This is a genomic window from Paracidovorax valerianellae (genome assembly GCF_900102625.1).
GTDB lineage: Bacteria > Pseudomonadota > Gammaproteobacteria > Burkholderiales > Burkholderiaceae_C > Paracidovorax > Paracidovorax valerianellae.
Map to the genome: position 1 here is coordinate 108083 of NZ_FMZC01000006.1, position 22642 is coordinate 130724.

The 22642-nt window shown below is 63.3% G+C and carries 18 protein-coding genes and 2 tRNA genes; 12 read left to right on the top strand and 8 right to left on the bottom strand.

The window, feature by feature from the left end; all coding sequences use genetic code 11:
• Positions 1–7: 7 nt before the first annotated feature.
• Positions 8–1000 carry a DUF808 domain-containing protein gene (locus tag BLT03_RS11690; RefSeq protein WP_092743796.1) on the bottom strand — a complete coding sequence of 331 codons (993 nt, stop codon included), beginning with the start codon at positions 998–1000 and terminating at the stop codon, positions 8–10.
• Between the two features lie 204 nt (positions 1001–1204).
• Between BLT03_RS11690 and BLT03_RS11695 the strand changes: the two genes are divergently transcribed.
• Positions 1205–1960 carry a class I SAM-dependent methyltransferase gene (locus BLT03_RS11695; RefSeq protein ID WP_092743798.1) on the top strand — a complete coding sequence of 252 codons (756 nt, stop codon included), beginning with the start codon at positions 1205–1207 and terminating at the stop codon, positions 1958–1960.
• 97 nt (positions 1961–2057) lie between these two features.
• On the opposite strand, the gene purL is transcribed toward BLT03_RS11695, so the two are convergent.
• Complete coding sequence (gene purL, locus BLT03_RS11700) at positions 2058–6080, bottom strand: phosphoribosylformylglycinamidine synthase (RefSeq protein ID WP_271466376.1); 4023 nt, start codon at positions 6078–6080, stop codon at positions 2058–2060.
• Between the two features lie 222 nt (positions 6081–6302).
• Here purL and map point away from each other — a divergent pair, with 222 nt between their 5' ends.
• Together map and BLT03_RS11710 are read left to right on the top strand one after the other, a co-directional pair.
• Positions 6303–7118, top strand: coding sequence for a type I methionyl aminopeptidase (gene map / locus BLT03_RS11705; RefSeq protein WP_092743802.1), 816 nt, complete (start codon positions 6303–6305; stop codon positions 7116–7118).
• 191 nt (positions 7119–7309) lie between these two features.
• Positions 7310–9904, top strand: a complete 2595-nt coding sequence (locus tag BLT03_RS11710; RefSeq protein WP_092743804.1) for a [protein-PII] uridylyltransferase — start codon at positions 7310–7312, stop codon at positions 9902–9904.
• 153 nt (positions 9905–10057) lie between these two features.
• Here BLT03_RS11710 and def read toward each other — a convergent pair whose 3' ends face one another.
• Complete coding sequence (gene def / locus BLT03_RS11715) at positions 10058–10597, bottom strand: peptide deformylase (protein WP_092744006.1); 540 nt, start codon at positions 10595–10597, stop codon at positions 10058–10060.
• Positions 10598–10683: 86 nt separating this feature from the next.
• Here def and BLT03_RS11720 point away from each other — a divergent pair, with 86 nt between their 5' ends.
• The 9 genes from BLT03_RS11720 (at position 10684) to BLT03_RS11760 (ending at position 16913) form a co-directional block, all read left to right on the top strand.
• Complete coding sequence (locus BLT03_RS11720; RefSeq protein ID WP_092743806.1) at positions 10684–11103, top strand: YbaN family protein; 420 nt, start codon at positions 10684–10686, stop codon at positions 11101–11103.
• A 90-nt stretch (positions 11104–11193) separates the two neighbouring features.
• A tRNA-Asn gene (locus tag BLT03_RS11725) sits at positions 11194–11269 on the top strand.
• Between the two features lie 63 nt (positions 11270–11332).
• Positions 11333–11408, top strand: a tRNA-Asn gene (locus BLT03_RS11730).
• A 217-nt stretch (positions 11409–11625) separates the two neighbouring features.
• A complete protein-coding gene (locus tag BLT03_RS11735; protein ID WP_092743808.1) occupies positions 11626–12033 on the top strand; it encodes a YgiW/YdeI family stress tolerance OB fold protein in 408 nt (135 codons plus the stop codon).
• A gap of 127 nt (positions 12034–12160) precedes the next feature.
• Positions 12161–13516 (top strand): cytochrome P450, encoded by a 1356-nt coding sequence (locus BLT03_RS11740; RefSeq protein WP_245711343.1) that lies wholly within the window; start codon positions 12161–12163, stop codon positions 13514–13516.
• A 27-nt stretch (positions 13517–13543) separates the two neighbouring features.
• Positions 13544–14419, top strand: a complete 876-nt coding sequence (locus BLT03_RS11745) for an SIR2 family protein (protein ID WP_092743810.1) — start codon at positions 13544–13546, stop codon at positions 14417–14419.
• 134 nt (positions 14420–14553) lie between these two features.
• The gene (aat, locus tag BLT03_RS11750; protein WP_092743812.1) at positions 14554–15312 is read left to right on the top strand and encodes a leucyl/phenylalanyl-tRNA--protein transferase; all 759 of its coding nucleotides are present in this window, start codon (positions 14554–14556) and stop codon (positions 15310–15312) included.
• The gene (locus BLT03_RS11755; RefSeq protein ID WP_092743814.1) at positions 15309–16046 is read left to right on the top strand and encodes an arginyltransferase; all 738 of its coding nucleotides are present in this window, start codon (positions 15309–15311) and stop codon (positions 16044–16046) included. The genes aat and BLT03_RS11755 overlap by 4 nt, the downstream gene beginning before the upstream one ends.
• 63 nt (positions 16047–16109) lie before the next feature.
• Positions 16110–16913 carry an IclR family transcriptional regulator gene (locus BLT03_RS11760; RefSeq protein WP_092743817.1) on the top strand — a complete coding sequence of 268 codons (804 nt, stop codon included), beginning with the start codon at positions 16110–16112 and terminating at the stop codon, positions 16911–16913.
• A gap of 95 nt (positions 16914–17008) precedes the next feature.
• Here the strand turns inward: BLT03_RS11760 and BLT03_RS11765 are convergent, their stop codons facing one another.
• The 5 genes from BLT03_RS11765 to ilvN all read right to left on the bottom strand — a co-directional run bounded on the left by BLT03_RS11765 (position 17009) and on the right by ilvN (position 22552).
• Entirely contained in the window at positions 17009–18103 is a 1095-nt protein-coding gene (locus tag BLT03_RS11765) for a serine hydrolase (RefSeq protein ID WP_092743819.1), read from the bottom strand.
• A 115-nt stretch (positions 18104–18218) separates the two neighbouring features.
• Positions 18219–19757, bottom strand: coding sequence for a 2-isopropylmalate synthase (locus BLT03_RS11770; RefSeq protein ID WP_092743821.1), 1539 nt, complete (start codon positions 19755–19757; stop codon positions 18219–18221).
• A 200-nt stretch (positions 19758–19957) separates the two neighbouring features.
• The gene (pssA, locus tag BLT03_RS11775; RefSeq protein ID WP_092743823.1) at positions 19958–20791 is read right to left on the bottom strand and encodes a CDP-diacylglycerol--serine O-phosphatidyltransferase; all 834 of its coding nucleotides are present in this window, start codon (positions 20789–20791) and stop codon (positions 19958–19960) included.
• Positions 20792–20984: 193 nt separating this feature from the next.
• On the bottom strand, positions 20985–22001 hold the full coding sequence (gene ilvC, locus BLT03_RS11780) for a ketol-acid reductoisomerase (protein ID WP_092743825.1): 1017 nt from the start codon (positions 21999–22001) through the stop codon (positions 20985–20987).
• A 59-nt stretch (positions 22002–22060) separates the two neighbouring features.
• Positions 22061–22552, bottom strand: a complete 492-nt coding sequence (gene ilvN, locus BLT03_RS11785) for an acetolactate synthase small subunit (RefSeq protein ID WP_092743827.1) — start codon at positions 22550–22552, stop codon at positions 22061–22063.
• Positions 22553–22642: the final 90 nt, after the last annotated feature.

A 22642-nucleotide genomic window follows, 5' to 3' on the forward strand; every position in this document is an offset into this window, starting at 1 on the left:
AAGGCCCTCAGTGAGCGCCCTTGCCCCGCATGCGCTGCACCACCGTCACCACCGCCAGCACGATGGCGCCCGCGATGATGCCCACCACCGCGTTGAGCAGGTTGGGCACCAGCACACGCCAGAAGCCGCCCGCTGGCCACTGCGCAGCCGATGCCGCCAGGCCCTCGACCGCGTGGTGCACGAACGGCAGGCCGTGCACCAGAATGCCGCCGCCCACCAGGAACATGGCGGCCGTGCCCGCCACCGACAACACCTTCATCAGCCACGGCGCGGCCGCCACGATGCCGCGGCCCAGCGCCTGCGCGGCGCGACTGGTCTTGCGCGTGAGCCACAGGCCCAGGTCGTCCAGCTTGACGATGCCGGCCACCAGGCCATACACACCCACCGTCATGATCACCGCGATGCCGGCCAGCACCGCCACCTGCTGGCCGAACGGCGCATTCGCGACCGTGCCCAGCGTGATGGCGATGATTTCAGCCGACAGGATGAAGTCGGTGCGCACCGCGCCCTTGACCTTGTCTTTTTCGAACGCGGCGATGTCCACCGCCGGGTTGGCATTGGCCAGGGCGTGCGCCTCGCGGCCGGCTTCTTCCTTGGGCGCATCGTGGCTGTGCAGGAAGCGGTGGGCCAGTTTTTCAGCCCCTTCGAAGCACAGGAAGGCACCGCCCACCATCAGCAGCGGCGTCACCGCCCAGGGGATGAACGCACTGATCAGCAGCGCGGCCGGCACGAGGATCGCCTTGTTGACCAGCGAGCCCTTGGCGACCGCCCAGACCACGGGAATCTCGCGCTCGGCGCGCACGCCGGTGACCTGCTGGGCGTTCAGTGCCAGATCGTCGCCGAGCACGCCGGCGGTCTTTTGCGCCGCGACCTTGGTCATGACGGACACGTCATCGGCCATGGCAACGCTCTTCCTCGCGGCCACCTTGGTCATGAGCGCCACGTCGTCCAGAACGGTGGCGATATCGTCGAGCAGCGTCAAAAGGCTGGCACCGGCCATGGGAATCCTTAGAAAAATCGAGTGGGAAAGAGAAGGCTTGCGGGCCCGAAAAACAGCGCGCCGCACGCCACGCCTGAGCGCCGCGCAGGCCGGGCGGCGCCCACTATAGCAACGGCCCGCGAAGCGCCCGTGTCGGCGCAGGGCGCATACTGGCGGCCCTCCCACCGATATCGGGGTCCTTCACGCGGGCTCTTCGTGCGCCGCATGCCAGGCTACCTGACCAAGCAAGAATCCATCGCCATTGCCGGCGCGGACGACCTCATCATTCGCTCGCTGCTGGACCGCCAGCAGTTCTTCGACCCCTCCGGCGATGCCGAAACGCTGGGCATTTCCTCCGCCATGTGGCCGCTTTTCGGGCTGCTGTGGCCCTCCGGCGCGCAGCTGGCCGCGCGCATGGTGGCGAGGCCGATGCATGCCGGCGAACGCATTCTGGAACTGGGCTGCGGCCTGGCGCTGGCCAGCCTGGTGTGCCACCGTCGCGGCGCCGACGTCACCGCCAGCGACTGCCACCCGCTGGCTGGCAGCTTTCTGCGCGAAAACCTGCTGCTGAACGGCATGGCTCCCATGAAATACCGCCAGGGCCAATGGGGCAGCGGCGAAGCGCTCGGCCCGCCCGAAGCCCTGGAAAGCCCGCTGGCGCAGGCCCACGGCGGGCCCGTGCATGGGCTGTTCGACCTGATCATGGGCAGCGACCTGCTGTACGAGCGCGACGCGCGCGCCAGCCTGGCCCAGTTCATCGACCGGCACGCCAGCCCCCACGCGCAGATCTGGATCGTGGACCCCGACCGCGGCAACCGCGCGGCTTTCAGCAAGCAGATGGCCGCACAAGGCTTCGGGCTGCATGAAGAGCGGCTGGACCGCGCTGCGCTGCTCGACGTGCCGGCCTATAAAGGCCGCCTGCTGATCTACCAGCGCCCTCAGTCTGCAGAGGCTGCTGGCGCCCCGCCCGCCCAGGCCTGACCCGACCCCGGGCCTGCCAGGCCCACCAAGAAAAATCGGCACCCCAGCGAGCCAGGGTGCCGATGCCGTCAAGCCGGGCCGGTGCGGTTTACCCGCTTCAACCCACCCACTTGCGTGCGTTGCGCCAGATGCGCATCCACGGGCTCAGCGCGCTGCGATCGCCGCTGGTCCAGCTCATCTGCACGTTGCGGAACACGCGCTCGGCGTGCGGCATCATCGCTGTGAAGCGGCCGTCCGCGGTGGTCACGGCCGTCAGGCCGCCCGCGCTGCCGTTGGGGTTGAACGGGTACTGCTCGGTCGCGGCGCCGTGGTTATCCACGTAGCGCATGGCGGCAATGGCCTGTGCAGGGTTGCCGCGGTACTTGAAGTTGGCATAGCCCTCGCCGTGCGCCACGGCGATCGGCAGGCGGCTGCCCTCCATGCCGGCGAAGAACAGGCTCGGGGACTCCAGCACTTCCACCAGCGACAAGCGCGCCTCGAAGCGTTCGCTCTGGTTCGTGGTGAAGCGCGGCCAGGCCTCGGCGCCCGGAATGATGTCGGCCAGTTCGGCAAACATCTGGCAGCCGTTGCACACGCCCAGGCCGAACGTGTCCTTGCGGCCGAAGAAGCCCTGGAACTGCTCGGACAGCACGGAGTTGAACGTGATCGACCGTGCCCAGCCGATGCCCGCACCCAGCGTGTCGCCGTAGCTGAAGCCGCCGCAAGCCACCACGCCCGCGAAGTCCGACAACCGGGCGCGGCCCGATTGCAGGTCGGTCATGTGCACGTCATGGGCCTCGAAACCGGCTTCATTGAAGGCATAGGCCATTTCGATGTGCGAGTTGACCCCCTGCTCGCGCAGGATGGCGACCTTCGGCCGCGCGAGGTTCAAAAACGGCGCGGCCACATCCTCGGCCGGGTCGAACGTGAGCGCCACGTGCAGGCCCGGGTCGGCAGGCACGCCGGCTGCGGCGTGCTCGGCGTCGGCCGTGGCGGGGTTGTCGCGCTGCTGCGTGATCTTCCAGCTCACTGCGTCCCACACCTGGTGCAGGTCGGACAGGGTGGCACTGAACACGCTCTTGGCATCGCGCCACACCTGCAGTTCGCCCTTGCCGGCGTCCATGGTGGACGATGCGGGGCGCGTCTTGCCGATGAAGTGGCTGCACTTGGAAAGGCCATGCGCGCGCAGGGTCTGCATGACGTCGTTGCGCTCGGCGGTGCGCACCTGCAGCACCACGCCCAGCTCTTCGTTGAACAGCGCCTTGAGCGTCAGCTCTTCGCGGCGCGCGCTCACCTGGGACGCCCAGTTCTTCGCATCGCCCGTTTCCATGCGGCTGTCGCTGATGCCGTCGCCCTCGGTCACGAGCAGATCGACGTTCAGCGCCACGCCCACGTGGCCGGCAAAGGCCATCTCGGCCACGGTGGCCAGCAGGCCGCCGTCGCTGCGGTCGTGGTACGCCAGGATCTGGCCCTTGGCCCGCAACGCGTTCACCGCATCGACCAGCCGCACCAGGTCTTGCGCGTCGTCCAGGTCGGGCACCACGTCGCCGCTCTGGCCCAGCACCTGGCCCAGAATGCTGCCGCCCATGCGCGCCTTGCCGTGGCCCAGGTCGATCAGCACCAGCGTGGTGTCGTCTTCCAACGCGTCGAGCTGCGGCGTGAGCGTGCCGCGCACATCGGTCAGCGTGGCGAAGCCGCTCACGATCAGGCTCACGGGCGACGTCACCTTTTTGGACTCGCCCGCGTCTGCGCCGCTACCGGCGGGGCTCTTCCATACCGTGCGCATGGACAGCGAATCCTTGCCCACCGGGATCGAAATGCCCAGCGCCGGGCACAGCTCCATGCCCACGGCCTTCACGGTGGCGTACAGCGCCGCGTCTTCGCCAGGCTCGCCGCACGCGGCCATCCAATTCGCCGAGAGCTTCACGCGGGGCAGTTCGATGGGCGCCGCCAGGAGGTTGGTGATGGCTTCGGCCACGGCCATGCGGCCCGAGGCGGGCGCGTCGATGGATGCCAGCGGCGTGCGCTCGCCCATGCTCATCGCCTCGCCGGCAAAGCCCTGGAAGTCGGCCAGCGTGACGGCGCAGTCCGCCACCGGCACCTGCCAGGGGCCGACCATCTGGTCGCGGTGCGACAGCCCGCCCACGGTGCGGTCGCCGATGGTAATCAAAAAGCGCTTGCTGGCCACGGTGGGGTGAGCCAGCACGTCGATCACGGCCTTTTGCAGCGGCACGCCCGTGAGGTCGATGGGCGCGAATTCGCGCTGCACCGTCGTCACGTCGCGGTGCATCTTGGGCGGCTTGCCCAGCAGCACTTCCATGGGCATGTCGACCGGATGCTTCTGGTCGGCGGATGGGGAGGCGGTGTCTTCCAGCACCAGCTGGCGGTGCTCGGTGGCCGTGCCGATCACGGCGAAGGGGCAGCGCTCGCGCTCGCAGAAGGCCCGGAACTGCTCCAGGGACTCCGGGGCGATCGCCAGCACGTAGCGCTCCTGGCTTTCGTTCGACCAGATTTCCTTGGGCGCCATGCCCGACTCTTCCAGTTGCACCGCCCGCAGGTCGAAGCGCGCGCCGCGGCCGGCGTCGTTGGTCAGCTCGGGGAAGGCGTTGGACAGGCCGCCCGCGCCCACATCGTGGATCGCAAGGATCGGGTTGGCCGCGCCCTGCGCCCAGCAATGGTTGATGACCTCTTGCGCGCGGCGCTCGATCTCGGGGTTCCCGCGCTGCACGGAATCGAAATCCAGCTCTGCCGCATTGGCACCCGTGGCCATGGAACTGGCGGCACTGCCGCCCATGCCGATGCGCATGCCGGGGCCGCCCAGTTGGATGAGCAGCGAACCGGCAGGGAATTCGATCTTCTGCGTGAGGCCGGCATCGATCGTGCCCAGGCCGCCCGCGATCATGATCGGCTTGTGGTAGCCGCGCGCCACGCCCGCCACCGATTGCTCGTACTCGCGGAAGTAGCCCAGCAGGTTGGGCCGGCCGAATTCATTGTTGAACGCCGCACCGCCCAGGGGGCCTTCCACCATGATCTGCAGCGGGCTGGCGATGTGCTCGGGCTTGCCGAACTCGCCGCCCCAGAGCTTGGAAACCGTGAAGCCCGTCATGCCCGCCTTGGGCTTGGAGCCCCGGCCCGTGGCGCCCTCGTCGCGGATTTCGCCGCCCGCGCCCGTGGAGGCGCCGGGGAACGGCGAGATGGCCGTGGGGTGGTTGTGCGTTTCCACCTTCATCAGCACGTGGTGCGTGGCGCTACTTTTTTCATAGCACACTGCCCTAGTGGTACTTGCGCTGGAGGGCATTTTGGCCAAGAACCGCTCCACGCGGGAGCCTTCCATGACCGAGGCGTTGTCCGAATACGCCACCACCGTGTGCTGCGGCGCCAGCTGGTGCGTGTTGCGGATCATCGCGAACAGGCTCTTGTCCTGCTTCTCGCCGTCGATGGTGAACTGCGCATTGAAGATCTTGTGGCGGCAGTGCTCGCTGTTGGCCTGCGCGAACATCATCAGCTCTACATCGGTGGGGTTGCGCGCCAGGCCCTGGAAGGCATTCACCAGGTAGTCGATCTCGTCGTCGGCCAGCGCCAGGCCCCACTGGGCGTTGGCGGCCTCCAGCGCCGAGCGGCCACCGCCCAGCACATCCACGAAATCCATCGGCGCGGCCGGCAGTTCGGTGAAAAGCGCCGCGGCGCCCGAACGGTCCGCCACGGCGGATTCGGTCATGCGGTCGTGCAGCAGCGCCGCGATCTGGCCGCGCTGCGCGTCGGTCAGCGCAGGCGTGCCGCCCAGCAGGCCGGATTTGAGCGAGACACGGTATTCGGTGATGCGCTCCACGCGCCGGATCGCCAGGCCGCAGTTGCGCGCGATGTCGGTCGCCTTCGACGCCCAGGGCGAAACCGTGCCCAGGCGCGGCGTGACGACGATAGCCGGGCCGTCCGCCGGGCCGCTGTAGGGGTCGCCGTAGGTCAGCAATGCGGCCAGGCGCTCGGTTTCGGCCGGGGTGGGCACCGCGTCGGTGGCCACCAGGTGCACGAAGCGGGCAGCGATGCCCGTGATGCGATCGTGGATGGCTTGCAGCTGGGGCAGCAGCTGGCGCATGCGAAAGGCGCTGAGGGCGTTGCCGCCTTCGAACGTGCTGAGATGCAAGGAGGGCTTCGTGGACGATGTCGGCGAGATCACTTCGGCGGCCTGTTGGTGATGGAAAGGGTGCGGCCCCACCCCGGAACGGCCGGCCGCTGACTGGGGCAGGCACGACGGGGTGCGGAGAATGCTGGAGCCCGGCATTTTACCGGGGGCGGATCGGGTCGCCGCAGAAGCCTTCGCCCTGGCGGGCGTGGGCCCGAGGCGCCGATGGGATAATTGCCCCCTATGAGCATCACCATCAAAGACGCCGAAGGCATTGCCGGCATGCGCGAAGCATGCCGACTGGCTTCGGAAGTGCTGGACTACATTGCGCCCCACATCCAGCCCGGCATGACCACGAATGAAGTCGACCGCCTCGCGGCCGAGTGCATGGCGCAGCAAGGCACCATCTCCGCCACCATCGGCTACCAGCCACCCGGCTACCCGCCCTACCCCAAGTCGCTGTGCACGTCGCTCAACAACGTGGTCTGCCACGGCATCCCGAACGACAAGCCCCTGAAAAAGGGCGACATCATGAACGTGGACGTCACCGTCATCACCAAGGACGGCTGGTATGGCGACAACAGCCGCATGTACCTGATCGGCGACGTCTCCATCGCGGCCAAGCGCCTGTGCAGCCTGACGTACGACGCCATGTGGATCGGCATCCAGAAGGTCAAACCCGGCGCGCGCCTGGGCGACATCGGCCACGCGATCCAGAAATACGCCGAGCACCATGGCCTGTCGGTCGTGCGCGAGTTCTGCGGCCACGGCATCGGGCAGAAATTCCATGAAGAGCCGCAGGTGCTGCACTACGGCTACCCCGGCACGCTGGACGAATTGCTGCCCGGCATGACCTTCACCATCGAACCCATGCTGAACGCCGGCCGCCGTGAGGTCAAAGAGTTCGGCAACGACGGCTGGACCATCGTGACCAAGGACCGCAGCCTGTCGGCCCAGTGGGAACACACCGTGCTGGTGACCGAAACCGGCTACGAAGTGCTCACCCTGTCGGCCGGCTCGCCCCCTCCTCCAGCCTTCGTGACCGCGACCAAGACGTAAACGTCAGGCCATCAGGGCGCGGGGGCGCAGGGCGTGTCGGGGCGTCAGGCATTGAAAGCGCCATGGTCCCGGACGGTCGGCCGGCCTGAAACCCGGCGGTGCGGTGGCTTGGCGCACGGTTCTTGCTTGGGGCCAGTGCTACCCTGCGAACCATGTTGCCCCTGAAGCGCCAGCCTCTTTTGCCGCCGTCCATGACCGACCTGCACACCCTGCGCGACGCCTACCGCCAAGACAAGGCGGCCCTGCTCACGTCGCTGCAATCCGCCGGCGCCACCACGCGCGGCGTCCGCACCCTGTTGCACAAGCTCTCCACGCTGGCGGACCGCCTGCTGCGCCAGTTGTGGCAGCGCGCCGGCATGCCGGACGACCTGGCGCTGCTTGCCGTGGGCGGCTATGGCCGGGCACAGCTCTTTCCGCATTCCGACGTGGACGTGCTCGTCCTGCTGCCCGACGGGTCGTCGCCCGGCGCCGGCAGCGCACTGTGCGCACCCATCGAATCGTTCATCGGCAGTTGCTGGGATGCGGGCCTGGAGATCGGGTCAAGCGTGCGCACGGTGGCCGAATGCCTCACCGAATCCGCTGCCGACGTGACCGTGCAGACCTCGCTGCTGGAAGCCCGGCGCGTCTGCGGCAGCGCCTCGCTGTTCTCGGTCTTCCAGGAGCGCTACGACGCGCAGATGGACGCCGAGGATTTCCTCGTCGCCAAGACGCTGGAGATGCGCCAGCGCCACAACAAATACGAAAACACGCCTTACTCGCTGGAGCCCAACTGCAAGGAGTCGCCCGGCGGGCTGCGCGATCTGCAGACGGTGCTGTGGGTGGCCCGCGCGGCCGGCCTCGGCCGCGACTGGCGCGAGCTGGCCGCCAACGGCATGGCAACCCCTTTCGAGGTGGCCCAGATCGAGCGCAACGAGGCGGTGCTGTTTCTCATCCGCTCACGCTTGCACGCCATCGCCGGGCGGCATGAAGACCGGCTGGTGTTCGATCTGCAGACCGCCGTGGCCGAATCGTTCGGCTACCGCTCGCATTCGCCCGACGGCAAGCGCCTGGCCATGCGCGCGAGCGAAACGCTCATGCGCCGCTACTACTGGGCGGCCAAGGCCGTGTCGCAGCTCAGCCAGATCCTGCTGATGAACATCGAGGAGCGGCTGAGCCCCTCCACGCACGAGTTGCACCGCATCAACGAGCGCTTCTTCGAAAAGGCCGGCCTGATCGAAGTAGCCAGCGACGACCTTTACGAAAAGAACCCGCACGCCATTCTGGAAACGTTCCTGCTCTACGAAACCACGGTGGGGCTGAAGGACCTGTCGGTGCGCACGCTGCGTGCGCTGTACAACGCACGCGGCGTGATGGACAGCGCCTTCCGCCGCGATCCGGTGAACCGCGCGACCTTCATGAAGATCCTGCGGCAGCCTGCCGGCATCACGCACGCGATGCGGCTCATGAACCAGACCTCGGTGCTGGGCCGCTACCTCTGGCCGTTTCGCCGCATCGTCGGCCAGATGCAGCACGACCTGTTCCATGTCTACACCGTGGACCAGCACATCCTGATGGTGCTGCGCAACGTGCGCCGGTTCTTCATGGCCGAGCACGCCCACGAATACCCGTTCTGCTCCCAACTGGCGGGCGGTTGGGACAAGCCCTGGCTGCTGTACCTGGCAGCGCTGTTCCACGACATCGGCAAAGGCCGCGGGGGCGACCACTCCAAGATCGGCGCCGAGGAAGTGCGCCACTTCTGCCGCCAGCACCATGTGGACGAGGAAGACGCGGCGCTGGTGGAGTTTCTCGTGCGCGAGCACCTCGCCATGAGCCAGGTCGCGCAAAAACAGGACCTGTCCGATCCCGACGTGATCGGCGCCTTCGCCCGGCGCGTAGGGAGCGAACGCCACCTGACGGCGCTGTACCTGCTGACCGTGGCCGACATCCGCGGCACCAGTCCCAAGGTGTGGAACGCCTGGAAGGGCAAGCTGCTGGAAGACCTTTACCGTGCCACGCTGCGCGCCCTGGGCGGCCACGCACCCAACGCCGCCGCCGAAATCGAAGCCCGCAAGCGCGAGGCATTGGTGATGCTCGCGCTGCAGGCCCAGCCTTTCGAAGCGCACAAGAAGCTCTGGGACACGCTCGATGTGGGCTACTTCATGCGCCACGAGGCGGCCGACATCGCCTGGCACGCACGCCATCTGTCGCGCCACGTGGGCACCGGCCGCACGGTGGTGCGCGCGCGGCAATCTTTGGCGGGCGAAGGCCTTCAGGTGACGGTGTACGCCACCGACCAGCCCGATCTTTTCGCCCGTATCTGCGGGTATTTCGACCGGGCGGGTTTCAGCATCCTCGATGCGCGTGTGCACACCGCCCATGACGGCTGCGCGCTCGACACGTTCCAGGTGGTCGCTTCTGAGCAGGCGGGGCACTACCGCGAACTCACGCACATGGTGGAAAGCGACCTGGCCCGCGCCATCGAGGACGAAAGCGCAGAACTGCCGGAGCCCGGCCGCAAACGCGTATCGCGCCGCGTGAAGAGCTTTCCGGTGGCGCCGCGCGTCACGCTGCGTCCGGATGAGAAAGCGCAGCGCTGGCTCATCAACATCTCCGCCAGCGACCGCGCCGGACTGCTCTACCTGGTGGCGCGCATCCTGTCGCGCCACCACCTGAGCGTGCAACTGGCCAAGGTCAGCACGCTGGGCGAGCGTGTGGAAGACACCTTCCTCGTGCATGGTCCCGAGCTGCAAAGCAATGCGCGGCAGATCCAGATCGAGACCGAACTGCTGAACGCGCTTTCGGAGTGAGCTCGGGGCGGGTGGCGAGCTGCGAAATCCTGCAGCGGCGCCAGGGCATAAAAGTTCTGGAACGCTATAAATTCAATAGCAATACACCGCCATATTCATTGCGCTGGAGGCACTTTTCATTCAAAGCGCCAACAGCGCACGCTTGCATCGCCGTCAATCGTCTTCGGCGGCATCGATCTCGGGAAACAGCACCTCGGTGTAGCCGAACTGGGTGAAGTCCCGCACCCGCATCGGGTACAGCTTGCCGATCAGGTGATCGCATTCGTGCTGCACCACCCGCGCATGGAAACCCTCCGCCGTGCGGTCGATGGCGTCGCCGTACGGGTCCACGCCTTCGTAGCGGATGCGGGACCAGCGGGGCACCTTGCCACGCAGCCCGGGAACGGACAGGCAGCCTTCCCAGTCCTCTTCTTCCTCATCGCCGAGCGGGGTGATCTGCGGATTGAGCAGCACCGTGCGCGGCACGATGGGGCGGTCGGGATAGCGCGGGTTCGGGCGGTCCGACCCGAAGATCACCAGTTGCAGGTCCACGCCGATCTGCGGGGCGGCGAGGCCGGCGCCATTCACCGCCTCCATGGTCTCCAGCATGTCGCGCACCAGCAGGTGCAGCGCATCAGTATCGAATTCGGTCACGGGCTGGGCCACGCGCAGCAAGCGCGGGTCGCCCATTTTGAGAATGTTTTGAACGGTCATGGGTAAAAAAAGCAAAGCCGACGCCAGGTCGAAAGTGCCGAGCAGCATAGCGCTGCCCGTCGCACCGCGGCAGGCACAATCCGCACATGCCGTCTCCGCCAGAGCCTTTGCCCCCGCCACCGCGCCCTGCCCCGCTGCCCCTGCCGGTGCGCTGGCTGCTGCTGTGCTTCGCGGTGCTGAGCTTGGTGACGGGCATCATCGGCATCTTCGTGCCGGGCCTGCCGACGACGGTGTTCATCCTCATGGCGGGCTGGGCGGCCGCCCGCAGCTCGCCGCGCTTGCACGCCTGGCTGTGGCGACATCCGGTCTTCGGCGCCATGCTGCGCGACTGGGCCAATGGCGGTCAGGTGAGCCGCCGCGCCAAATGGAGTGCCAGCGCGCTCATGGCGCTGGCGGCTGCGGTGCTCATCTTCGGCCACGCCCCACGCTGGGTGGCTGTCAGCGCATCGCTGTGCATGGCCTGCGTGCTCGCGTGGCTGTGGCAGCGGCCAGAGCCGGGCCGCTGAGCGAGTGCGCGGGCAAGCTACCGCCGGTGCGCTCGACGCCCAGGCCCTCGGGAATTTGCTCATTTTTTGTGTATATAATCTAAGTCTTGTTCCTCGATAGCTCAGTTGGTAGAGCGCCGGACTGTTAATCCGTAGGTCCCTGGTTCGAGCCCAGGTCGAGGAGCCAAGATCATCAAGGCCTTGCATGTGTACGCAGGGCCTTTTACATCGTTAGTCAGATACCGAATATTCCTCGATAGCTCAGTTGGTAGAGCGCCGGACTGTTAATCCGTAGGTCCCTGGTTCGAGCCCAGGTCGAGGAGCCATCAAGCCACATCAGTGGCTGACAAAAAGCCCGCTATTCCCATGAATAGCGGGGTTTTTGTTTTGCCAAGGCCAATGGCCACGCCCATCTTGCACATTGGCTTCTGTGGCCAGACGGCACTCACCTACATTGCAGCGTTTTCGTGTTCGGCACCCTTGGCAGGTACATCCCCAGGTTCACAAACCTGGGTACCTCAACCTTTCTCAAGGAGTGAAACCATGCAGAAATCCACCGCCGCCATCGTTCTTGCGCTCGGATTGCTGGGCGCCACCGCGCCGGCGCTGGCACAGTACACAGGCCCCACCTCGGGCGAACGCGCTGCGGCACCGTCAACTACCGGCTATACCGGACCCAGCTCGGTGCGCACGATGACCGTCAAGCAGTTGCTGGACACCGCCACCGATGACCAGCACGTGCGCCTGCAAGGCCGCATCGTGTCGCACGACGGCGGTAAGAACTACACGTTTGCGGACGACAGCGGCCGCATGCCTGTCGAAATTTCGTCCAAGCGCTTTCCAGCGGGCCAACCCATCGGCGCCGACCAGCGCGTCGAACTGGTGGGCGAAGTCGACAAGGACATCCGCAAGATGGATTTCGAGGTGGAGCAGGTTCGCCTCCTGCCTTGACGGTATTTCTCTGAGCGCCAGAGCGGTGCCAACAGGGCCATCCATTGCGGATGGCCTTTTTTTTGCGCACCTGAGATCGTTGGGGCGACGCGAGCAGATCAGGCATGCCAGTTGCCAATCTCGGGCCATGACGCTCCCTATCGATACCCGGCCTGATGTCTATGGACAAGGATGCCCGCACGCGAGCCAATCCTCCGCCGCACAAGTAGCGACGCTAAGGCCGGCCGGGCGACGCCGTGAAATCCCGAAGCTTCCGCAGTGGGACAGCTCCGCCGCCCTGCTTGCCGATCCCTACCGATTCATCGGCAATGCCTGTCGAGCAGCGGGATCGGATGTCGTGCAGGGCCGCATACTGCTCCAGCGAACGCTTTGCATGAGCGGGGCGGCGGCGGCTGAATTGTTCTATGACGCCGGCCGGCTTCAGCGAGAAGGCGCAGCACCGGAACCATTGCAGGCGACGCTCTTCGGCAAAGGCGGTGTTCAAGGCCTGGACGGGTCAGACCACTTGCATCGCAAGGCGCTCTTTATCGCCGCCACAGGCGATGAGCAGGTTCAGGCCTTGCTGCGCATTGCCCGCGCGCGGTGGCCGCACAGCATCCGTCAGTGGGCGGGACACCTTCCGATTTCGCTCTACACCGTGGCGCAGCACTGGCTCATGGAGTCAGCATGCCAGTGGCTCGGCATTCCATTGCCCCCTGCCGACATACCGCGCCGAACCCAGCAGGTCTCCGCACTGTTCGACAGTGCAGCGTCAGGCCTCTGGCGCCACGTCCATGCGCGCCGCGCGCGCCAGCGAACGGAACAATGGCTACAAAAGCTCATCGACACAGAGCGTAGCGGCGAAGCCTGCTTTACCCCAGGCAGTTCCGCACAAGCCGTGGCCTGGTTCCGGGCCACCGATGGCGCCTTGCTGCCTTCACGCGTGGCTGCGGTGGAACTCCTCAATCTCTTGCGGCCAACCGTAGCGGTCTCGGTGTTCGTCGTTTTCTGCGCCCATGCCCTCGAAACGGCCCCATTGAGCCGCGAAATCGTCCGGGAAGGAAAAGACCACCGGTATCGCGCCGCATTCGTTCAGGAAGTACGCCGCATGTATCCCTTCTTCCCAACCGTTGCCGCACGGGTTCGGGAGGATTTCGACTGGGCAGGTTACGCATTCCCGCGCGGTTACCGCGCCATGCTGGATCTTTACGGCACCAATCACGATCCCCGTTGCTGGAACCAACCCAACGACTTCAAGCCCGAGCGTTTCTTTGCGCGTGTGCCCAGCCCGTTCGAGTTCATTCCTCAAGGCGGCGCGGACCGCGTCACTCAGCACCGATGCCCGGGCGAGTCGGTGGCATCGGGCCTCATGGATCTGGTGCTGGAACTGTTGATGAATCAAACGAGATATCGGCTGCCACCGCAAGACCTTGCGCTCGACCTGCAACGGCTCCCCGCCCTGCCCCACGACGGGCTGATGCTGGACCAGTTGAAGGCGCTGTAAAAAAGTTAGGGAACAGTTGTTGGGGCGATGGGAGAAACAGAAAAACTCGAACAACTTCGCGCTGCGTGTGCGCGTGGCGAAGTCATTCTCTTCGTGGGCGCCGGCGTGTCGATGGGCCTGGGATTGCCTCCCTGGAGCGCGCTCATCGAGCACATGGCCGATGAACTGGGCATGGACCCCATCGCATTCGCGGACAAAGGCAGCTATCTGGTTCGGGCCGAATATTTCCGGCTGCAGCGCGGCAGCCTCGAACCGCTGCGCGACTGGATGGCCTGCGAGTGGCACCGCAGCGACATCAGCGTGCAGAACTCACGGGTCCACGCCTTGATCGTGCACGGCGGATTCCGAATCATCTACACCACCAACTACGACCAATGGTTGGAGCGCGCGTTCGAATGTCACGGCGTTCCTCATGTTCCCATCGTGAGCGTTGCCGACCTTGCCAAGGTGAAGCCGGGTGCGACGCAGATCATCAAGTTTCACGGCGACGTCCAGAGCGAGGAGTCCATCGTGCTCGACGAAAGCAGTTATTTTCGGCGGCTTGATTTCGAATCGCCTCTCGACATCAAACTGCGAGCGGACGCGCTGGGCCGATCAGTGCTTTTCATTGGCTACAGCCTGGCCGACATCAACATCCGCTATCTTTTCTATCGCCTGTCGCGGCTGTGGCAATTGTCGGTGCCGGGCGTGCCGCAGCCGCGCTCTTATCTGTTTTCCACGCATCCCAACGAAGTGCAACGCGAAGTCTTGGCGCAATGGGGCATCGACATGCTGTGGATCGAGCGCGCGAATCCGTCGAAAGCGTTGATTGAGTTTCTGGAAGCCATCATCTCCTCCCCACCGGCGGGCCTGCGAGAAGTCGATAGCGATGACAACGAAACGGGAGACGTCGATGGTCAATGATCCATAGCGTTTTACGAACGCCCATCGGAAGGAGTTCGTTCAGAACATTAGGTCAATGCAATGCTGGGCTGTGTGGCCGCGCGTCAGCACGCGCTGGGTGACAATGCTTCGACTATTTCACTTTGCCTGCGCGCATGCCCGCCGATCACCTGCCTTGGCTACAACCCGGAGACGATTTCCCCAGCGTAGAACTCAGCTGGGGTCACGATTCCCCAGCCCCAGGGTTGCTTGCCGCAGGCGGCGGCCTGAGTCCCGCGCAGTTGAGAAATGCTTACCACCAGGGTATTTTTCCGTGGTTCAGTCCTGGGCAACCCATCCTCTGGTGGAGCCCCGATCCCCGCATGGTGCTGCCAGTGGCGGAGTTCCGGCTGCACCGGTCACTGCGCAAGACTTTGCAAAAATTCCAGGCGTCGCCCCACTGCGAGATTCGCGTGGACCACGACTTTGGCGCGGTCATCAAAGCGTGCGCCGGCACTCCACGATCAGGGCAGAACGGCACGTGGATCGTTCCTCAAATGGTGGAGGCGTATCGCGCATTCCATGCCGCTGGCTTTGCGCACAGCATTGAAACCTGGGTCGATGGCCGTCTGGTCGGTGGGCTGTATTGCATCGCGCTCGGCAAAGCCATTTTTGGCGAGTCGATGTTCGCCCACGCCACGGATGCCTCCAAGGTGGCGCTGGCAGCCCTGGTCTGCCTTTGCCGGCACTACGGCGCGCCGCTCATCGATTGCCAGCAGAACACCTCCCACCTCGCCTCCGTGGGAGCCCGTGAAATCGCACGCTCCGAGTTCCTTGACCATGTTGCGAGGGCTTCGAAGGAACCGGCCTTCTCCTGGAAATTCGAGCCCGTATACTGGAACCAGCTGATACCCAACCTCGGGAATGCGGGATGACGCAACTCAACGACCTGCCGCTGCACACCTTGCAGTTCTACGCCACGGCCCCCTATCCATGCAGCTATCTGCCTGCGCGGCAGGCACGCTCGCAGGTCGCCACACCCAGCCATCTGATACAGAACGACGTGTATTCGGACTTGGTAGCATGGGGTTTTCGCCGCAGCGGCATGTTCACGTACCGCCCCTATTGCGACGGGTGCCAGGCCTGCACACCCTTGCGGGTATTGACACAATCCTTCAAGCCGGACCGCAGCCAGCGCCGCGCTTGGGCAAGGCACCAGAATCTGCAGGCCAGAGTGCTCCGGCTGGGCTATGTGCCTGAGCATTACCAGTTGTACCTGCGCTACCAGAACCTTCGCCACTGCGGCGGCGGCATGGACCACGACAGCATCGACCAATACACCCAGTTCCTGCTGCAAAGCCGGGTCAACTCCAGGTTGGTGGAGTTTCGCGAGCCCGATGTCGATGGCGTGACGGGCGCACTGCGCATGGTTTCGATTCTTGACGTGCTGGACGATGGCCTTTCTGCGGTCTATACCTTCTACGACCCTGAACCCGGCTGCAGCTACGGCACATACAACGTGCTCTGGCAGATCGAGCAAGCACGGGTTTTGGGTCTGCCGCACGTCTACCTGGGTTACTGGATTGAAGAGAGCCCGAAAATGAGCTACAAGGCCCGCTTTCTGCCGCATGAATTGCGCGTGGGCGGAGAGTGGCGGCCCGCTGATTGAGCGAGTGTCGAACACCAGCATTTCACAAGATAAAATGCTGGCTTCTCGTCCAATCACATCACCATGAAAAAAGACGATGCAGGCGTCCCCGCCAAACCCAGCGTCCAGGTGCTGGAGCGCATGTTTGCGCTCATCGACGTACTCACCTCGCGCGAAGAGGCCATTTCACTGAAAGAAATCAGTGAAAAGACCGGGCTGCACCCATCGACCGCGCACCGCATCCTCAACGACTTGACGATTGGCCGCTTTGTCGACCGCCCGGAGTCGGGCAGCTATCGCCTGGGCATGCGGCTGCTGGAATTGGGCAATCTCGTCAAAGCACGCTTGAGCGTGCGTGATGCCGCGCTCGCTCCGATGCGCAACTTGCACAAGCTGATCCAGCAACCTGTGAATCTCAGCATGCGCCAGGGCGACGAAATTGTGTATGTGGAGCGCGCATACAGCGAGCGGTCCGGTATGCAGGTGGTTCGAGCCATCGGCGGTAGAGCACCGCTGCATTTGACGTCTACAGGCAAGCTATTTTTGGCGGCAGACGACCCGCAACGTGTTCGTGCCTATGCGATGCGCACCGGGCTGTCAGGGCATACACGAAACAGCATCACACAGCTTCCTGTGCTGGAGCGTGAGCTGGGCAAAGCACGCCAATACGGCATCGCACGCGACAACGAAGAACTGGAACTTGGCGTTCGCTGCATGGCAGCGGGCGTCTATGACGACCAGGCCAATCTGGTGGCGGGTCTGTCGATCTCGGCCCCAGCGGATCGCCTGGACGAAAACTGGTTACCTAAACTCCAGGCGACGGCCAGCGAAATCTCCCAGGCGCTGGGTTACGCCATCCATCGCAGAGACAAAGCGGTCACCGAATAAGAGAAGGCCTCGGAGAGAGGCAGGCACATCAGTCTGCCGCTTTCAACTAGTAACCGAGGCGGCTGCGTCAGCAAAACCGCCGCTTCACCCCGTCTTTATTCCTTGGTGCCGATCGCGTGAAGGGTCGGCACAGTGCCAATCGCAGGCAGTTTTTCCACCCAGGTGCGAACCCGTTCCGCATCGCCGAGGCGGCTGAACTTCCCAGCCGAATCCAGGAACACCATGATCAGCTTGCGGCCCGAGATCTGGGCTTGCATGACCAGGCAGCGGCCTGCTTCGGAGATATAGCCAGTCTTCTGAAGACCAATGTCCCAAACCGGGCTCTTCACCAGCCGGTTGGTGTTGTTGTATTGAAGGGTACGTCGTCCGACGGCCACTTCATAGCTGGGAGACGTGGTCAACTCACGCAGCATTGGATCGCCGTGCGCCACATTCACCAGCGTGGCGAGATCACGGGCACTGGATTGGTTGTGGCTGGAGAGGCCCGTTGGCTCGACATACCGGGTGTCCGTCATGCCGAGCAGTTTCGCCTTGGCATTCATCTGGGCCACGAAAGATTCGAGCCCCCCGGGAAAAGTGCGTCCCAAAGCGTGTGCCGCCCGGTTTTCGCTGGACATGAGGGCCAAATGCATCATCTCCCCACGAGTCAGCGTGGTGCCGACGGCAAGACGTGAACTGCTGAACTTCTCGGTATCCACATCGTCTTGCGTGATGGTGATCGGTTCGTCCATCGGCAGATGCGCCTGAGAGACGAGCAACCCGGTCATCAATTTCGTCAACGAAGCGATGGGCAGAACCGCGTGGTCGTTCTTGCTGAGCAGCACTTCATTGGTGTCTTGGTCGATGACCAAGGCGACGCTTGACTTCAAATCCAGAGGATCTGTCAAGGAGTGCAACCCGGCAACTTGGCCGAACGACAATTTTTCAGGCACGGCAACCATGCGGGCTACCGTCTTGACGCTGCGAGCAGAAACACGTGTGGCCTTGACGTTCGTCACAGCTTTCCGGGAAACGGCTTTGGCAGACCTTGCCACAGGACGCTGTTTGGCGGTCGTCGAAGCCGCCTGCTTCTTGATCTGCACCTTTTTTCGCTCAGCCGCGTGCACCGTGGTGGCCGTGAGCGCAATGCTCATCGCTAGAAACGCGACGGTGCGAAAGAAGCGGGAAGAAGCGCGAGGGCGTACATGCATCAGAATGCTCCAAGCGGTAAAAAGTGTTTGTCAGTGTACAGAATCGAAAAAAGTCGCGCAAGATCAATACCTTGCGCGACCTTTCAATAAAGTGAATGAATTATAAATTCGATGACTAGCCTTGTGCGGCTACCCGATCGGCTTTACTTTGTAATTTGTTCAACGCACTGATGTAGGCTTTGGCTGACGCAACGACGATATCGGGGTCTGCACCGACTCCATTCACCACACGTCCGCTGTTTTGAAGCCGCACGGTCACCTCTCCTTGGCTCTCCGTCGAGCCACTGATGGCATTGACCGAATAGAGCACCATCTCTGCGCCGCTCTTCACATGCGATTCGATGGCCTTGAGCGACGCATCCACCGGGCCATTGCCATCAGACTGGCCCTGAACCTCTTTGCCGGCGACCGTGAACACGATGGTGGCTTGCGGGCGCTCTCCCGTCTCGCTGTGCTGCGACAGCGAAACAAAACCGTACTGCTCCTGCTCGTTGGCAGCGCTTTCGCCGCTGACCAGCGCAAGAATGTCTTCGTCGAAGATCTCGCTCTTGCGGTCTGCCAGTTCCTTGAACTTGGCGAAAGCGCTGTTCACGTCCGTTTCGCTGTCGAGTTGCACGCCCAACTCAAGCAAGCGCTGCTTGAAGGCATTGCGCCCGCTCAACTTGCCCAGCACGATCTTGTTCGCCGACCAGCCAACATCTTCCGCTCGCATGATTTCGTAGGTGTCGCGGGCTTTCAAAACGCCGTCTTGGTGAATGCCGCTTGCATGAGCGAAGGCGTTGGCACCCACCACCGCCTTGTTGGGCTGCACCACGAAACCGGTCGTCTGGCTGACCATGCGGCTGGCGGCCACGATGTGCTGAGCCTCGATGCCGAGTTCCAGTCCAAAGTAGTCCTTGCGCGTCTTGACCGCCATCACGACTTCTTCCAGTGAACAGTTGCCTGCACGCTCCCCGAGGCCGTTGATGGTGCACTCGACCTGGCGTGCTCCGCCGATCTTCACGCCAGCCAGAGAATTCGCCACCGCCATCCCCAGATCGTTATGACAGTGCACAGACCAGATGGCCTTGTCGCTGTTGGGAATGCGCTCACGCAAGGTCTTGATGAAGTTGCCGTACAGCTCGGGAACGGCGTAGCCGACGGTGTCCGGCACGTTGATGGTGGTCGCACCTTCGTTGATCACCGCTTCCAACACGCGGCAGAGAAAATCCATCTCGCTGCGGTAGCCATCTTCGGGACTGAATTCGATGTCCCCGATCAGGTTGCGCGCAAATCGCACCGATTGCTTGGCCTGCTCCAGCACCTGATCAGGCGTCATGCGCAGCTTCTTTTCCATGTGCAAAGGGCTGGTCGCAATGAACGTGTGAATACGGGCGCTGTTGGCCCCCTTCAGAGCCTCGGCGGCCCGAGAAATATCGCGGTCATTCGCACGCGACAGAGAACAAATGGTCGAGTCTTTGATGGCCTGCGCGATGGACTGCACCGCCTCGAAATCCCCATTGGAGCTGGCCGCAAAACCCGCCTCGATCACATCGACCTTCAAGCGCTCGAGTTGGCGCGCGATTCGCAGCTTCTCGTCTTTGGTCATCGATGCACCAGGCGACTGCTCGCCATCGCGCAGCGTGGTGTCGAAAATGATCAGCTTGTCTGCCATTTGTGTTTCTCCAAGAATGGGGGTTCGCCATTTGAAATTCTGGCACGCAATAGAAAAGGCCCGTCGCGAATGCATACGGGCCTTTGGAAAACTGCTCTTGTACGCTAACGTCTCAGCCCGAAAGCAGATGGCGATAGCGGTAGTGCCAGCATTTTCATGCGGCGCAATGTAGCACACCGGTCGTTCGTGAATTCAGCCTGTCATTTGTGCAGGCCGCGCTCATCCGGCTCGTCGGTAGACATGCTGATCACGCTGCTATGTTGGCCTTTTGCCTTGCGCCAGGCATAGACGAAATATCCACTGAGGCCATAAAGCACAAACACGCTGAACAGAACGGTCGGTGGATGGATGTTGATGATGGCAATGCCCAGCGCGATCAGCACGATCACGGCAAAAGGCACGCTTTTCTTCATCTGGATGTCTTTGAAGCTATAGAACGGCACGTTGGTCACCATGGTGAGGCCAGCATACAGAGTGAATCCGAACATGGTCCAGCTGACCTGCGGCCAGCTCATCCACATGTCTTCGCCGCGCCGCACGCCCAGTTCCGTCAACAGCCAGATGAACCCTGCCACCAGCGCTGCAGCGGCTGGCGACGGAAGTCCCTGGAAATAGCGCTTATCCACCACGCCGGTATTCACGTTGAAGCGAGCCAGGCGCAATGCCGCGCATGCGCAGTAAACGAAGGCGGCGATCCATCCCCATCGGCCAAGCCCTTTAAGGGCCCATTCATAGGCGATGAGTGCCGGCGCGGCACCAAAAGACACCATGTCGGACAGCGAATCCATCTGCTCGCCGAAGGCACTTTGCGTGTTGGTCATCCGGGCCACACGGCCATCCAGGCTGTCCAGCACCATCGCGCAGAAAACTCCCACGGCAGCCAGATCGAAACGCCCGTTCATGGCCATCACGATGGAATAGAACCCGCCGAACAGCGCAGCCAGTGTGAACAGGTTGGGCAATATGTAGATGCCTTTGCGCCGCTTGCGCACCACCATGGGCGTGTCATTGGCGAAATCATTGCCCTCGTGCATCAAATCAACCTCCGGCGCCCGCGCATCGGCGCAAGCAGCTATCAAATAAGAGTGTCACAGCCCAATCCCGCCGATCGGCGGACAGCGGAGTGTAGTGCCTGACCAGCTCTGGAATGGCCAAAGAAAAAGGCCACCGCAGTGGCCTCGTTCATGTCATCGCGCTCGCGGATCAAACCGCGGCACGCAGCGACGATCAGTTGCGGGTCTGGTCGACCAGCTTGTTCTTGGCGATCCAAGGCATCATCGCGCGCAGCTTGTTGCCCACCACTTCGATGCTGTGGTCTGCCGTGTTGCGACGGCGGGCCGTCATGCTTGGATAGTTCAGACGGCCTTCCTGAATGAACATTTTTGCGTAGTCGCCGTTCTGAATGCGCTTCAGTGCATTGCGCATGGCAGCGCGCGATTGCTCATTGATCACTTCAGGACCGGTCACGTACTCGCCGTACTCGGCGTTGTTCGAAATCGAGTAGTTCATGTTGGCGATGCCGCCTTCGTAGATCAGGTCCACGATCAGCTTGAGTTCATGCAGGCACTCGAAGTACGCCATTTCAGGCGCGTAGCCGGCTTCCACTAGGGTTTCATAACCCATCTTGATCAGCTCGACCGCACCACCGCAAAGAACTGCCTGTTCGCCGAACAGATCGGTCTCGGTTTCTTCCTTGAAATTGGTTTCGATGATGCCGGCCTTGCCGCCACCATTGGCCATGGCGTATGACAGAGCCAAGTCGCGCGCCTTGCCGGACTGGTCTTGGTGCACAGCCACCAGATGTGGCACGCCGCCGCCCTGGGTGTAGGTATTGCGCACGGTGTGGCCAGGGGCCTTCGGGGCCACCATCCAGACATCCAGATCGGCGCGGGGCACCACTTGGTTGTAGTGCACGTTGAAACCGTGGGCGAAAGCCAGCGACGCGCCTTGCTTGATGTTGGGCGCCACGTTGTTCGTGTAGACCTCTGCGATCTGCTCATCGGGCAGCAGAATCATGACCACATCAGCAGCCTTCACGGCATCGTTCACTTCCAGAACGTTCAGTCCGGCCTTGCCGACCTTGTCCCACGAAGCGCCACCCTTGCGCAGACCGACCACGACTTTCACGCCGCTGTCGTTCAGGTTTTGGGCATGGGCGTGTCCTTGCGAGCCATAGCCGATGATGGCCACGGTCTTGCCTTTGATCAGGCTCAGGTCACAGTCTTTGTCGTAGAAAACTTTCATGTTGGCTCCAGTTGAATCAGTGAGGGGGTAGAGGGAAAAATGAGGAAAGGCGTGGCCGCTCAGACGCGCAAGATGCGTTCGCCACGGCCGATACCGCTGGCACCCGTCCGGACGGTCTCCAAAATGGCAGTCCGATCGATCGCCTGCAAGAACGCATCGTTTTTGGACTGGTCTCCGGTCAACTCGACGGTGTAGCTTTTTTCGGTCACGTCGATGATGCGGCCGCGAAAGATGTCGGCCATGCGCTTCATCTCTTCGCGCTCCTTGCCGACGGCTCGAACCTTGACCATCATGAGTTCCCGCTCGGTGTAAGCGCCTTCGGTCAGGTCCACCACTTTCACTACTTCAATCAGGCGGTTCAAGTGCTTGGTGATCTGCTCAATGACGTCATCCGAGCCTGTGGTCTGGATGGTCATGCGTGAAAGCGATGCATCCTCCGTAGGTGCGACGGTGAGCGATTCGATGTTGTACCCGCGGGCGGAAAACAATCCGACGACGCGCGAAAGCGCGCCGGGTTCGTTTTCGAGCAGGACGGCAATGATGTGTTTCATGGGTGCAGATTCCTCTTTTCGCTGCCCTCCCCTGACGCTGGTAAGCGCCAGACTTGGCAGGCAATAGATTCGTCGTTGGGAAATTGCTAT